Source organism: Persicitalea sp. (assembly GCF_041751555.1).
Classification (GTDB): Bacteria; Bacteroidota; Bacteroidia; order Cytophagales; family Spirosomataceae; genus Persicitalea.
In genome coordinates this window covers 1-13695 of the sequence record NZ_JBGSXF010000726.1, presented here as the reverse complement: position 1 = coordinate 13695, position 13695 = coordinate 1, and the positions used below count along the sequence as shown (strand labels likewise).

Genomic DNA, 13695 nt, shown 5'->3' with positions numbered 1-13695 from the left:
CCTATAACTTTCCTGGATTAAGCTACACGCTCACTTGGCGTAAGCGCCTTTCAGGCAGTTGATAAAATTGTTGGAACCCGGCGCGGCCACGTGGTAGTGGTAGCCGCGCGTCGCATCGTAATGCTCCCGGCAGTCGTCGAGGTCGGTTGGTTCCTTGCCATTGGCGTCCAACTGCCCGTACATCCCGTAGCCATCCATCGCGTAGCCGATCATGGCGGCATGACCGTCCTTTTGGGCAATTTGGGTTGTGCCGCCATTTACGGCGTGGTAGTGGTAACTCGCGTTGGGGTTTATATGTCCGCCAGCGTCGTCGAAGGGTGCCAGCGTGTAGGCTCCCAGAATGGCGTCGGTAGGCGCGGGCGCGTTGAACGCAATTCCCCTGGTCGATGGCCCCGCCGCACCTCCCTGTCCGGTGGCGAAGGTGTAGGAAGTACTCAGCTTCACGGGAGTGATGGGAATATAATAAGGTGTTCGTTATCGTGGAAACGTAGGAGGGCAAGCATTCCACGCAGTAGTTTTTGTAAGCTGCGCCCACGTTAGGATTTGCGGCGGCCTCGCAATCCGCTTAGGTGAACACATGGGTTCGCAGGTGCGCCTGTCCGAAGGTACGCCTGTCCGAAAGTGCGCCTGTCCGGCTCTACTTTACCAGCAAAAGTTTTCCTCCTGCAATCGACAGCGGCCAGCCTTCGCCTTCCAACGCCATCTTGTACAGATAAACGCCCGAGGCGACACCCGCCGGAAGCCAAAGCATCTCGTTGCGGCCCAGGTTGGGCTGATGTTGTAGTGTGGCAATGGTCTTTCCGTTCAAATCAAAAACCTGGACGCGCCAACTAATGGGTGCGTTTTTCCCTTCCAGTTCCAGCCCGAACTTCACCCAAAAATCCGCCGGATTGGGCGAGGCTGTGGTTGATATGATTTGATTGCTTTCAGCCACGCGAAAACGGATTTCGTAAGGTGCAGCGGCGTTGCCGACGAGGTCGCGGCCTTCCACTTTCAGGCGATAAGTACCCGGTGTGAGCTTGGAAAAGCTGAAATCAACGCGGAAATCGGCCACGGGCGTTGGCGACCAAGTGGCTTTTTCCAGCGGGATGAGCGTTTCCGGGCATTTATCGCAGGTTTTCCAAAGGCTTACTTGCAAGTCCGTCGTGTCGATGCGGAGCAAATAAGGGTTGGAATCTGAAAGCCGAACCTGGATTTTGGGTTGCGGAGAAACGGCTTCCCCATCGGCGAGGCGGCGATCATCCAGCATCACATCCAGCAGCGGTGGCACGCGGTCGGGCCGGACGGTGTAAAGTACTTCGGCGACGTTATTGGGATAAAATTCTTCGGGTAGTTGATCGACGTTGAAGTAGATCAGTGCCCGATGGAAACCTGGCCTGGATATGGTACTTTGGATAAAATTGAAGACATAACTACCCTTCGCGGCCAGCGGAGCAATTTTAAAGGTACTTTCCAAAACCTTATTTTCATAAAACTCCCGTAAAAGTACCCTGATCGAATCCCGGAAAGGAAAGTCAGTGATGTTCCTGAACGACACGCTGGCCCGGAAAACGGTACCTTCGTCCACCACGGACGGATAGGTACTTGTAACGTCCACGATGCCTTCGGGCAACGACGAAACGCGGACCGGGCCGTCGGGAGCGTAACGGAAAGAGCGGGACGCCGAAGCCGCCGAATCGCCCGCAAGACGTACCCGCCAGTAAACGATTTGGGGATTGGTCAACGTTAGAATTTTTCTTGCCAAGATGAGTTCGGTGCGCACAGTATCGCGCTGAATATCAGCACCAAAGTCCGCGCTCTTGCTCCACTCGAAAACGACCGCCGCCGTTTTGCGTCCTGCCGGAATCTGGGCTACCAATTCGATTTTGGGTTCCACAAAAACGGACTGGTCGGCGGGCAGCAGCGGAATCGCGCCGCCCTCAGTGACTTGAATTTGGGTGGAAAAAAGGTTGTTGGTTTCATCTTCCTCGGCAATCGCGTTTTCGGCGTCTAGCCGGAACTCCCAGGTTTCTTCCCCGCCCTGACGGCTGACGTTGGGAAAAGTGAAACTCAGTGAATCTTGCAAAGGTATGGCCCGACGAACGAGGGTGTACTCAGCGATCAGTTGCGAAGCTTTTTTGCGAGAAATCGTCAGCGTGTAAGTGCCCTGTACGAACCGCCCGTAGTTGGCCACACGGGCTGTCACGCGCAGGGAGTCGTCCCAGGCCGAGATTTTCCGGCCTTCCTGATTGGTCACGCTAACCGAGGTAGTTTGCCAGGCGTAGTCGGGCCGGGTAGCGGGGAATATTTTAAGAGCCGGGTCACCCTGCAAGCCCATTTGGGTGGCAGTCACGCGGTCGCTAAGCGTAGGATTGCGGCTCATATTACGTCGAATTCCCTCGCGCATAATATCGCCGAAGGGACGACTAGCGAAGGCAGGATCGGCCAGGGCTTCGTAGAATGAGGAAGTGTAGTTGTGAAGTGCTGCTGTGAAGCCCAGGTGCGTGTGGGCTACGAACAGCACTGCGCCTCGATTGGGCGTGAGAATCCAGTCGGTGCTGGTGGGTGGCCCGGCAAAATAGAAATTCCCCAGAGCGCAGCCGTTCACAATCACCGCCGGATAGTGGCCTTTATTGCGGTAGCCGAGGGCGTCTTTGGACACCTCACCAATCTCAATGTCTGTCACGTTTAGGCTCGAATGCCCGTAAAGCGTCATCAGGGCCACGCCTTCGTTAATGATGGGCGCGATGGGAAAACGCTCAATCTCTTCGTCGGTCTTTTTGGAAATAGTTTGTAAATCAGGAGCCGCGAACGAACCTTTGATCTTGCTGGCGTAAGAATCAGTAAAATATCGGAACAAAATCAGTTCATTGCCCGAGCGTCCGCCGCTGAGGTGCAGCACGTTCTTGCGCCAGGGCGCGGCGGCCGGGACGGCCTCATGCTGTTTTACTTTTTGCAAATAATCCCACACGTTTTGCGAAGTGTAGGCGTTCACCCGGCCGATTGGTACCAGCGGCGTGTATGGGTCGGCGGGGTCGAGGCCCACGCCGAGGGCCATATCCGAATCGGGCCAGCCCGCGCTGGGAACCATGTCTTCCGAGCGGGCGGTGGGTTTCTTACGCGCGGCCTGCGGCGAGCGCGATTGCCCGAGCAGCAACACGTATTGGAGCTTCGCGCGGTCGTGCAGCCAGCGCATCAGCCTCCGCATTCCTGCGGGGCCGGGTTCGCCGTAGTTGAACTGGTCAAATACTTCGGCGGCATTTATGACCAATGGCTTGAAACTACCTCCCGCCGCAGAAGCCCGGTAGGCGGCGTAGTCAGCCACCGGGTCGTCGCTACCGTTCACGGGCTTCCGCACGAGCGGATGTGTAATAATGAGGTAGTTGGTACCGACCGAGTCAATCTTTCTGAATTTTACCGGATGAAGACTGGTAACGGAGAGCGGTTTCCTGACCACCAAAATTGAGGAACTACCCGATGGCGTAACCGTCACTTGCTCTTCCTTATTTGAGGCAGGTAGTTGCCGGGGCGCACCGGGTACCGACACATCGAAAAATCGGGCATTGCGGGCGGAGTCTAAGCGAAGGGCGGTTGCTCCGTTGGGAAATAGTGTTTTCTGGTCAGCGGAACTGGCGGCGGCCAGTCGCTGCGGGTATGTCCATCTGAGATATGAAACCGAAACGCGCTCGTTCGTACCTCTAGGTACGAAGGTGACGTTGATTCTGCCGAGGCTATCGAGGTCTTCGGGCAGCAGGTTGGCCTTGAATGGTTGCGTGTCGTAGTTGTCCCACTGCACTTCGCCCAGTTTTCTGCTCTGCTGCAACGGATTGCCGATCCAGACTTCTACCCTGTGCTGGCCTACGTAGCGACCCACAAAGAGCATCTCCACCGCCGCCGTGGCGAAGGAATCGAGCAATGGTTTTTCCGTTTGGAGACCCAATCCGCCCGCCCATTGGCTGGTGCGGTGTAGCCCGCCCGTCCAGCCCTCGCCCGTGTCGCCAAAGGTTTGGAGGTAACCGTCGTCGGGCCCAGCGCCCGGCGGCTAAATCGCTCCGGCGGCATACTCGTTGGCCTGAACTTGCAGGATAGTTTCCTGATGGTGGGTAGTTGCAGCGGAAACAGAATTAGAGGAGACCTGGGCGATCCGCCGGCCGGGTTCCCCGTCGGTGCGCCACGTCAGGAAGTAGGTAGCCGTGTCGGAATACAGGCTGTAATGCGGATGAGGCATGAGCTCGGGCGATACGTAGAGCAGCGTATCGAGCCAACCATCATTGCGCTGACCGTAGAATTCCACGTAATCCAGCGAATCCAGCCTCCCGTCTTCTTCGCCCTGTACCTGGATGGCGACTTCCTGCCCGCGCCGGAAAAGCTGCAACGATTGGGCGGGAATTTTAGATAAATCCAGTCCCTGCTTTCGCAGGTCGGCGGCATTCAGGCGGTACCAGCCGTTTTGGGTAGTGCCAATGCGCAGGTAGGTCTGCGAAGGATTGAGCCACTCGTTGCCGTAGGGCGTTTGCGCCTTTGCACTAAAATGAGCCAGCAAGAGTAGCCAAATCCCGAGATACCGCATCGTTTTTTAAGTACCTGAGCTCCAAAGTACCTAAGTTTTTCTGGTTTGTGAAGTGAGCAAAGTCAATCGTCAGTTTTTTCTTAGGTGCTCAGATACTCATCATTCATTCACCCATACATAATCAAACTGCGCATAGACAATACGTTTGTAGCCGTCCTTTTCGTACAAAACTCCGATATCGCCGTTCTTTTGAATTACCAAATCGGAATAGGCCGCCGGGCCAGCATAAACTACCTTGCCCGGCGACCAACTTCTGCCATCGTCGGTGCTGCGACGAATCGTGAGATTCTCGCGTTTGTCCTGGCTATCGAGGTTAGAAAAAAGTAACACGGGCTTGCCCCTTTTGGGTTTGTAGCTAATCAAACTACCTTCACAAACCGGGTCGGACAGGTCTTTCATGACTTTCTCTTCCGTCCAACTCGCACCCGCATCGCGGCTGAACGCCTGAATCCGGTACTTGGCGTCGCCCGACTGGTTGCGGCAGTTGAAGAGCAAACTACCGTCCGAAGTTTCAGCGGCGGTGGCCTCGTTGCTACCGGGGTAGTCTATGTTTGGGCTTAGCTTAAAAGTTTTGCCGTGGTCATCGGAGTAGAAGGCGTGGGCGCGGTAATCGCGAAATTGCTCCTGCGGCGGCCCGGCGGAATGATTGGCCGCCACGAAGAGCCGACCCTTGTACTTGCCGTTTTGGATTTGCAGCGCGTGGCCGGGCGTGTTGGCGTAAGAGCGCCAGTCTTCTTTAAAAGTGTAAGCCGGATTAGTCGCCGGAGCATTGGGCCGCGAGGTTTGGTGCGTGATGTTCACGGGCTCGCTCCAACTTTTGCCGTGGTCGGTGCTGGTTTTATACCAAACTTCTCGCACTGCCTTTCCCTTGCGATTGTCGCTCTCGGAGGCCGTACCCGTGTTGTAAAACAAGAACAGTCGGCCTTTCGAAAAGGCCGGGTCGGTCAGATCGAATACCGGAGCGGGGTTGCCCGCCTGATTGCTTCCGAAATCCACGACTAGTTGCATCTCGCCCCAAGTTCGGCCGTTGTCACGGCTGCGTTTCAATACCAAATCCACATCTCCAAAGTCGCCGCAGTCGTCACGTCGCGCTTCGGCAAAGGCCAGCAGGTCGCCATTTGGGGCTTTTACAATGGCTGGGATGCGGTAACACTGGTAGCCGTTCTGGTCATTCTCGAAAACCACCGTTTCGGTGGGGCCCTTACTTTTGGACTGAACATTTGCGGCCTCCTGAGCGGACTGAACCAGCCTGCCTTGTCCAAAGCAGGTACCTAACATCAGCAATGCCAGCGCACTCAGACCAAACAGCTTTTTCATAGTTTAAGGATCTCAGGGGTTTGGAAAAGTCAGTAGAAGGAGTGTTAACAAAAGAGAAACAAATTCAGGATTTGAACATACAGAAGGCTGTGGATAGCACTTGCTACCCACCGCTACGTCGGTAATCCCGCAGGAAAAGGCCGCAGACAGTCAGGTCGCCGTACGGTTCTTTGTCCAGAATTTCGCGAATGGCCTTCACATCTCCCTTTTGAAGTTTGCCATCGAGTTTTGAAAGGGCGTAAATAAGTCCACAGGTAATAGTCATGCTTGGGGGTGACCGCTATCATAACAGCGCATGGACAAGTTGTTCACCTTTGAATCATTCTGCATCGGTTCACTTAGCCAGACTCATTCATGAAAATCGCTTTCTTCAGCTGTCAGCCTTACGAACAACCTTTCCTAGAAGCCGCCAATAGCAACCATCGGCATCAGCTCACGTTTCTGCCCCAGGCGCTCACGCCAGAAACCGTTCATTTGGCCGCCGGGCACCAGGCGATATGCGTTTTCGTGAACGATCACCTCATGCGGCCCACCTTACAGGTACTGGCCGACCGAAAAATCCGGCTCGTGGCGCTACGCTGCACGGGTTATAATCAGGTCGATATCGTAGCGGCCCAGGAGTTGGGGATCCATATTTTGCGCGTACCCACCTACTCGCCCCATTCCGTGGCCGAACACGCGTTGGCGTTGCTGTTGACCCTAAACCGGAAGACCCATCTGGCTTACCAACGAACCAACCAAAACAACTTTACGCTCGACGGTTTGATGGGATTCGATCTCTGGGGTAAGCGGATTGGGATCATCGGTACCGGAAAAATCGGTCAGGCCTTCGCCCGCATCATGCTCGGCTTTGGTTGCCATGTGCTGGCCTACGACAAGGTGCGATCGGCGGTTTTTCAACAGCTCGGCGTAGAGTATCTGCCGCTGAACGAGTTGCTCTCGAAAGCTGACGTCATATCACTGCACTGTCCGCTTACGCCCGAGACGCACCATTTGATGGATGCTGCCGCCCTCGCCCGGATGAAACCCGGCGCGTACCTGATCAATACCAGTCGGGGGGGCTTACTGGATACGCCTGCCGTTCTAACCGCCCTACAGAGCGGTCAGTTGGGGGCGCTGGGTATGGACGTGTATGAACTGGAAGATGAGTTCTTTTTCAGCGACTGGTCGGATAAACCAATGCCCGATGACGATCTGAATGCCTTGACGCACTCCCCCAATGTGCTGGTTACGTCGCATCAGGGCTTTTTTACCCGAGAAGCGATGGAGCAGATCGCGCGCACCACGCTCAATAACCTGACCTACCTGGAGCAGCAACGGTTCCCTGCCGATGCCACCGTGGTGGCGTGACTACGGAGTAAGAATTAGACCGATTGAACAGAATACATCTTTAAAACCCAATTATCATGGCACACGAGGAAAAGAAGAACAAAAACATCAAAAAAGTAGCCACCAAAGCACCCAAGGTGCGCGGGGCGGCCAAAGTCCCGAATTACGAGAAGAATGAGACCGGGATTATTCCACCCAAATTGCCCAAAAAAGGCAAGAAAGGGGGAAAGTGAGCTAATGCAATGATTGGCTAAACCAGTCTGAAATACCAGCCCCGGAACAATTCGGTGGCTGGTATTTACATCTTCAAATTAAGCCCGGTTATGAAACGCAACACCAGTTTGCTGATTCTGTCAGCCGTAGCCCTTCCCGTTGCCGCGTGGCTGGGCGGGCGGTTTCTCGCAAGCCGTCAGCTACGCCGGGAGGTGAAGGACTTGTTTTCCAAAGCAGAAAACAGCCCGGTCAAAACCTACGACCCGGCCCAGTTAGCCGATCTGCCTGGGCCGGTACAGCGGTATTTCCGACACGTGCTGAAACCCGGCCAACCTTACCTGCGACCCGTCCGGCTTCGGCACGACGGGCAGTTCAAAACCAATCTGGAAAAGGACTGGGTAGCAATTACCGGCGAAGAATATTTTCTGGCCGACAGGCCAGCCTACATCTGGATCGGCACAACCACCTGGTTCAGTGCATGCGACCAGTATGTGGCCGGGCGGGGTAGTCTGACCGTTCGGCTGTTGAGTGTATTACCCATTCAACGAGGGTCGGGTCCCAGTTTCGATCAGGGCGAACTATTGCGCTGGCTTGCCGAAGCCGTTTGGTTTCCGACCAGCTTGCTACCCGTCGGTCAGGCTGTCTGGTTCCCCATCGACCATGATTCGGCCACGCTCACCCTGACCGACCACGGCCTGACGGTTTCGTGCCAGATGCATTTCAACGAGAAGGGCGAAATCACCCGGGTTCAGGCGCAACGATATAGCGATGAAACACAGATGCAGACCTGGATCGGGCAATTTTCTGATTACCGCGAAATCAACGGGATCAGGATACCCTTTCGATGCAGGGCTGCCTGGCTGATCGACGGGATAGAGAAACCTTACGCGCGTTTCACTTTAAGAGACCTGGATTACGACCAACCCCATTGCTACCGCTGAAACATGGAAAAAGTACGGATAGATCGAAGAAAATTCATTGCCCTGGCAGCAGGCACCACTGCGGTGGCCGGGATTGCGGGCTACTCCCTGAGTGACACGGAAAACTACATCCGGTCGGATAGTACCGACGAGCCGGGCAGAACGCCGTTGAGCCCCGATGAAAGGGCGATATTATACCTGGCTTCGCTGGCACCAAGCGGACACAATACTCAGCCTTGGTTTGTAAACTATGTGGAACCTTACCACTGGATAATCGGCAACGACAGCACCAAATGGCTTCCCGGCGTGGACCCCACGCAACGGGAGACAATTTTATCCATTGGGGCCTTTTTGCAAAATCTGGAGTGTGCCGCCGGGAACCTGGGTTACGATTGTGATTTCGTTTTACTGGCTACCGGCAACGAAGCAGAAAACGTAGTGGAAGTCAAGCTGGTAAAAGCCCTTCCCCGGATCTATGACGTTGAAAAAATAAGGCAGCGCCGAACCGTGCGGTCGGATTACAGGGCTGAGGTTTTGAAAAAAGAAGATGTCAAATCCCTGATCGGCGATGACTCGGAATATGTGCATTTTATCCCCAATACCGCCATGCAATCCCCGTGGTTGAACGAACAAACCATTGAGGCCAACCGAATACAATCTTACCGGGATACCGCCCAAAAAGAACTATCGGAATGGATTCGTTTTTCAAGCCAGGATGCGGAAAAATACCGGGATGGACTCACGACGTCCAGTATGGAAATTGACGGAATTCCGGGCTGGTTTTTAAGAAATTTCTACGGAAAAGCGGATGTGATGAAAAAGGCATTCCGGGAGCAGAGTATCGACAAAGTTATCCAACAGGTCGCACAGTCGGCCGGGTGGATATTGATTACCAGTAAGGATGATTCCGTCGGTTCGTTGCTTGAAACGGGCAAACGAATGGAGCGGTTGTTCCTGAGTGTCAGGGAAAAGTACATCGCCATACACCCAATGACTCAGATACTGGAAGAACCCTCGACAAGGCAAATGATGGTCGGATTTATGGGCATCAGCCAACCGATACAGTTCATTCTGAGAGTTGGGTATTTAGATACATATCCTGACCCGGTATCGCTTAGGCGTCCGGTTGGGAGTTTTTTGCGCGTTTAAAATTAAACCCTTGCAATAATTCTTCAACTTGGAAAGTCAGAATAATGAAACCAAAACCTACACAAAATATTTTTATTTTTCTCCTGGATTTTCTGGGAATAAGTGCCCTATTTGGCGGCGGTTTATTATTAATTTAATCAAGATCAGTTGGCTGGTTTCTACCCCTTTCACCCAATGTTTCACCATAGGCACAATGTCAACGTAATCGCCGGGCTTGAGGGAAGCGGACACCCCGTTTTCATCTTCAAAAATCGCTTCGCCCTCCACGCACAGAAGCAAGGCGGGAACATTAGAAAAATGTTTTTGCAGCGTTTCTCCGCGCAAGATCTGCACGGCGTTCGCAGTGGTTTCGTCGCTCTTGAAGAGTTTAACCAAAGAAACGCTCTTTGGATTGGTATGTAAATCCCTGATATTCATGCCTTATAAATTAAATGAGTAAAATTAGGATTGGTAATCTGAGGACTCGGATTTTGAAATAACCAGCATGGGAATTTTCCTGTGAGAAATTAGCCGATTTACGGGAAAACGAAGGCTGCTCACTCCCCCGGGGCAAGAACCAAAAGCGGAATGTCCGTCAGACGAGCCATCCGCTCGGTTTCGCCCTGATTGAATACACTCCAAAACCAGCCGTGTTTCTGCGGCATCATGATCATCAGGTCAGCTTTGGTACTTACTGAGAAGTCCATAAGGGTTTCGTATATCTCCTTGCCTTTCTTTAGCGTGAAGGTGTGGGGGACCGAAGCCAGCAAATGCCGGATGTGTTCGGCCCTTTTTTTAATGGCCGGATCTTCCGGCTGGTTATGAACGGAAATGACGTTGACCACGCAGCCCAACCGCTCGGCGAACCTTAGCACGTTGTCGAACACCAGGGCATCCGGCGGGTTGTCCAAGTCAACGCCCAGCACCGCATTCTTGAAGGGGCTGTATTGTTGCGAGGGCGGGACAATCAGCAGCGGCACAGTCGTTTGCGTGACCATTTCCGTGGCGACGCTGCCCATGATCTGAGCGCCTTGTGGCGCTGATCCAATGGGAGACATGACCAGCAAATCGGCCTTCTTATCATTTACAACTCCCTGAATCGTAGGGATGACGTACCCCTCTTCGGTTTGCGATTCGATACCGAGGCCCGTACCGTATTTCTTCGTGAGCAGCGCAGCGAGACTATCCAACTCGCGCTGATGATTATCGTGCATTTCCTCGCGGCTAAGTGGGTAGTCACCAACTACCTCGGCGGGGTTGGAGGGCCAGTATCGAAAGATATTGACCAGAATCAGTTTCGCCCCCTGGTCGCGGGCGAGTTGGGCGGCAAAGTGGGCCGCTTTGTTGGAATTGGCCGTGAGGTCTGTGGCAACGACGATGGTTTTCAAGAGAAATAATGAGTAGGGTTGGTGCAATTAATGTCTGCAAAGTTCCCACAACTAAGCCGATACGCACTTGATGAAAATCAGGTCTGGCTATGATTAGAGCCACCTCTTTCGCAGACTGAGCGCGGTACTTTTGGCAAAGAGGTCTTTGGACAGTTTTAGTTTCTGATCTATCTGCCTCAACCACGTCAATCCAACTACACTACCTGATGAAAAAAACGATGAAAGCAGCGGTACTCCGGCATTTTGGTCGTCCGCTTATGATTGAAGAAATGCCCGTGCCCGCCGTAGTGCCGGGACGTATCCTGGTCAATGTGGCCGCTTGCGGCGTGTGTCACACCGACCTTCACGCGATCTGCGGAGATTGGCCCGTCCTGCCCACGTTACCCCTGATTCCAGGACACGAAGGGGTGGGCACCGTGGTAGCCGTGGGCGAGGGCGTGACCCAGGTGAAGGAAGGCGACCGCGTCGGCGTACCGTGGCTGTACACCGCTTGCGGCCATTGCGAGTATTGCTTAGCGGGACGGGAAACGCTCTGTTTGAAACAGCAGAATACCGGCTACTCGGTGCAGGGTAGTTTTGCCGAGTACGTGCTGGCCGACCCCAACTACGTAGGCCACATTCCCGATGCAATTTCGTTCCTGGAAGCCGCCCCCATTCTGTGCGCCGGGTTGACGGTGTACAAGGGTCTGAAGGAAACGGAAACCCGTCCGGGCGAATGGGTAGTCGTGTCGGGAATAGGTGGCTTGGGACACTTGGCCGTGCAATACGCCAAGGCAATGGGCATGCGCGTAGCGGCGGTGGACATTCAGGACGACAAGTTAGAGCTGGCCCTTACGGTAGGTGCCGATCTGGTGGTCAACGCGAGCAAAGAGGATCCGGTCAGCGCCATTGAAAAACAAATCGGCGGCGCACAGGGCGTGCTGGTGACGGCCCCTTCCCGGCCGGCCTTCGAGCAGGGACTCGGGATGCTGCGCCGCCACGGAACGATGGTCATGGTCGGACTACCCGCCGGGGATTTCGACCTGAATATATTCGACGTGGTGTTGAATGGAAAGACGGTGCGCGGGTCAATCGTCGGCACAAGACTCGACCTGACCGAGAGTTTGTCCTTTGCGGCCCAGGGGAAGGTCAAGACCCATTTTCACACCGAAAGCCTGGACAACGTCGATCGGGTAATGTCTGATTTGGCAGATGGGAAAATAGCCGGGCGCATGGTACTCGATATGAGTTTGTGAACGTCGGGGTTTCTTGCCTGATTGAACTTAACCACAAAAATTGTTAAAGTATCAGAATCCAAAAGTTCTTTACGCCTGGAAGAAACCACGGCCTTGTATCCTGATCTTGCCCATTCAAAAGCCATTGCTTTGCCAATGCGAGACGAAGTGCCAGTTATCCAAACTGCATTTCTTCTGTCGTTTTATTTTTTATGGCGATTCGTTTTTGTGCTAGCAGGCAGGTGTTGCTGAAGGTGTGGAATTCACTGCTCGTCCTGCCCGGAACTGCTGCTCAATTAAGAATTAAAAGTACAAGATAAAAACTAAAAGCCTAGCAGAATTACGCCCTTCCAGGGCTAAGAAATGTAGCTTCATTTTATTCGCAGGGCTTCACCCTGCGCTGGTGTATTGGGCCATTTCAGGGCTACAAAATGCAGTTTACGAGGCTTTGTTGCATGGCACCTGTTGGAACTTACCCCTTACCCTTATGAATGAAAAAGCACCGGAATGGCGAACTTTGAGATCGCCAAACCTACAAAGCTGCCGCCTGACGGCCCGGTGCTATGCCAAAAATACACTTTTTTACCCAAGCTGACAATCAACCGCCAAAAGCGCAGAAAGAACCGCCAACTATTAAGGCAAAGTACCGACTTACCAATTGGCCAGAGTATAATAAATCTCTGATTAATAGGGGGTTTACTACCCTTTGGCTCGATCAAAATACCCTCGACCATTGGTACTTCGAGGGGCCACGTGTCGCTGGGGGCCTGTTTCACTATTCAGAGCAGTGCATTCAGGCGGCATTAGCCCTCAAAGCGGTATTTCGACCGCACGAGCGGCCCGTGGCTTTTCGGCAAACACAGGGTCTGATTCAGAGCCTCTTAGACGTGATGAAGATGGAATTACAAGTGCCTTCCTATACGCAACTATGTCGCCGGCAAGCTCGAATCAACGCGTTTATCCCACCAACACCCCCTCGCGACATACCCAGCGAACGGATTTATATTGTCCTCGATAGCACGGGGTTAAAGGTCTACGGCGAGGGAGAATGGAAAGTGAAAAAACACGGGGCCGATAAGCGACGCACCTGGCGCAAATTGCATCTGGCAGTGGATGAGGCCACCAGCGAGCTTCATGCCGTCGAATTGACAACCAACGCCATCAGCGATGCCGACATGGTCAAGCCCTTAGTGGCCAACATTACCTATCCCATTGCCCGGTCGAGTGGCGATGGTGCTTATGACCAGGTGAAGGTCTATGAAGAGTTGGAAACGCGTCGGATTGAGCCGGTGATACCGCCCCGTTGCAACGCGGTAATCTGGACAGACGAAGCAGGGAATGATTTGATACATCCTCGCAATGAGGCGATTAGACAGATTGATTGCGTGGGTTTAGCCGAATGGAAACGCCAGATTGGTTACCACCGTCGCAGTAAAGCGGAAACGGGCATGTTCCGCTGGAAGACGACTTTCGGCGAGCGGTTGTCAACTCGCTTGCTGGCAAATCAACAAGCTGAAGCTCGCGTGAAGGCAAGCTGCCTAAACCGACTCACAAAATTAGGGATGCCCAAAGCTGTGAAACAAGTACCTACGTAGCCATGCAACAAAGCCACACTACTAGACATTTTTAAAAAAGGG

Annotated in this window: 13 protein-coding genes; 6 read left to right on the top strand and 7 right to left on the bottom strand. The window is 53.7% G+C overall.

Going from position 1 to position 13695, the window contains the following annotated elements:
- Positions 1 to 30: 30 nt before the first annotated feature.
- From ACEW8P_RS25490 to ACEW8P_RS25470, 5 genes are all read right to left on the bottom strand, one after another.
- Positions 31 to 444 carry a YHYH protein gene (locus ACEW8P_RS25490; protein WP_373515880.1) on the bottom strand — a complete coding sequence of 138 codons (414 nt, stop codon included), beginning with the start codon at positions 442 to 444 and terminating at the stop codon, positions 31 to 33.
- A 193-nt stretch (positions 445 to 637) separates the two neighbouring features.
- Positions 638 to 3895 (bottom strand): C25 family cysteine peptidase, encoded by a 3258-nt coding sequence (locus ACEW8P_RS25485; RefSeq protein WP_373515879.1) that lies wholly within the window; start codon positions 3893 to 3895, stop codon positions 638 to 640.
- A 126-nt stretch (positions 3896 to 4021) separates the two neighbouring features.
- Positions 4022 to 4549, bottom strand: coding sequence for a hypothetical protein (locus tag ACEW8P_RS25480; RefSeq protein ID WP_373515878.1), 528 nt, complete (start codon positions 4547 to 4549; stop codon positions 4022 to 4024).
- A gap of 99 nt (positions 4550 to 4648) precedes the next feature.
- Positions 4649 to 5866, bottom strand: a complete 1218-nt coding sequence (locus tag ACEW8P_RS25475; protein ID WP_373515877.1) for an exo-alpha-sialidase — start codon at positions 5864 to 5866, stop codon at positions 4649 to 4651.
- Between the two features lie 103 nt (positions 5867 to 5969).
- Entirely contained in the window at positions 5970 to 6131 is a 162-nt protein-coding gene (locus tag ACEW8P_RS25470) for a hypothetical protein (RefSeq protein WP_373515876.1), read from the bottom strand.
- Between the two features lie 89 nt (positions 6132 to 6220).
- Here ACEW8P_RS25470 and ACEW8P_RS25465 point away from each other — a divergent pair, with 89 nt between their 5' ends.
- The 4 genes from ACEW8P_RS25465 to ACEW8P_RS25450 all read left to right on the top strand — a co-directional run bounded on the left by ACEW8P_RS25465 (position 6221) and on the right by ACEW8P_RS25450 (position 9477).
- A complete protein-coding gene (locus ACEW8P_RS25465) occupies positions 6221 to 7216 on the top strand; it encodes a 2-hydroxyacid dehydrogenase (protein ID WP_373515875.1) in 996 nt (331 codons plus the stop codon).
- A 56-nt stretch (positions 7217 to 7272) separates the two neighbouring features.
- A complete protein-coding gene (locus tag ACEW8P_RS25460) occupies positions 7273 to 7428 on the top strand; it encodes a hypothetical protein (protein ID WP_373515874.1) in 156 nt (51 codons plus the stop codon).
- A 90-nt stretch (positions 7429 to 7518) separates the two neighbouring features.
- Positions 7519 to 8349, top strand: coding sequence for a DUF6544 family protein (locus tag ACEW8P_RS25455; RefSeq protein WP_373515873.1), 831 nt, complete (start codon positions 7519 to 7521; stop codon positions 8347 to 8349).
- A 3-nt stretch (positions 8350 to 8352) separates the two neighbouring features.
- Positions 8353 to 9477, top strand: a complete 1125-nt coding sequence (locus ACEW8P_RS25450; protein ID WP_373515872.1) for a hypothetical protein — start codon at positions 8353 to 8355, stop codon at positions 9475 to 9477.
- Between the two features lie 72 nt (positions 9478 to 9549).
- Here ACEW8P_RS25450 and ACEW8P_RS25445 read toward each other — a convergent pair whose 3' ends face one another.
- Together ACEW8P_RS25445 and ACEW8P_RS25440 are read right to left on the bottom strand one after the other, a co-directional pair.
- Positions 9550 to 9894 carry a hypothetical protein gene (locus ACEW8P_RS25445; protein ID WP_373515871.1) on the bottom strand — a complete coding sequence of 115 codons (345 nt, stop codon included), beginning with the start codon at positions 9892 to 9894 and terminating at the stop codon, positions 9550 to 9552.
- A 119-nt stretch (positions 9895 to 10013) separates the two neighbouring features.
- Positions 10014 to 10844, bottom strand: coding sequence for a universal stress protein (locus tag ACEW8P_RS25440; RefSeq protein ID WP_373515870.1), 831 nt, complete (start codon positions 10842 to 10844; stop codon positions 10014 to 10016).
- Between the two features lie 206 nt (positions 10845 to 11050).
- Here ACEW8P_RS25440 and adhP point away from each other — a divergent pair, with 206 nt between their 5' ends.
- Both adhP and ACEW8P_RS25430 read left to right on the top strand, forming a co-directional pair.
- Positions 11051 to 12079, top strand: coding sequence for an alcohol dehydrogenase AdhP (adhP, locus tag ACEW8P_RS25435; protein ID WP_373515869.1), 1029 nt, complete (start codon positions 11051 to 11053; stop codon positions 12077 to 12079).
- 542 nt (positions 12080 to 12621) lie between these two features.
- Entirely contained in the window at positions 12622 to 13653 is a 1032-nt protein-coding gene (locus tag ACEW8P_RS25430; protein WP_373515868.1) for an IS5 family transposase, read from the top strand.
- The last annotated feature ends 42 nt before the right edge of the window (positions 13654 to 13695 follow it).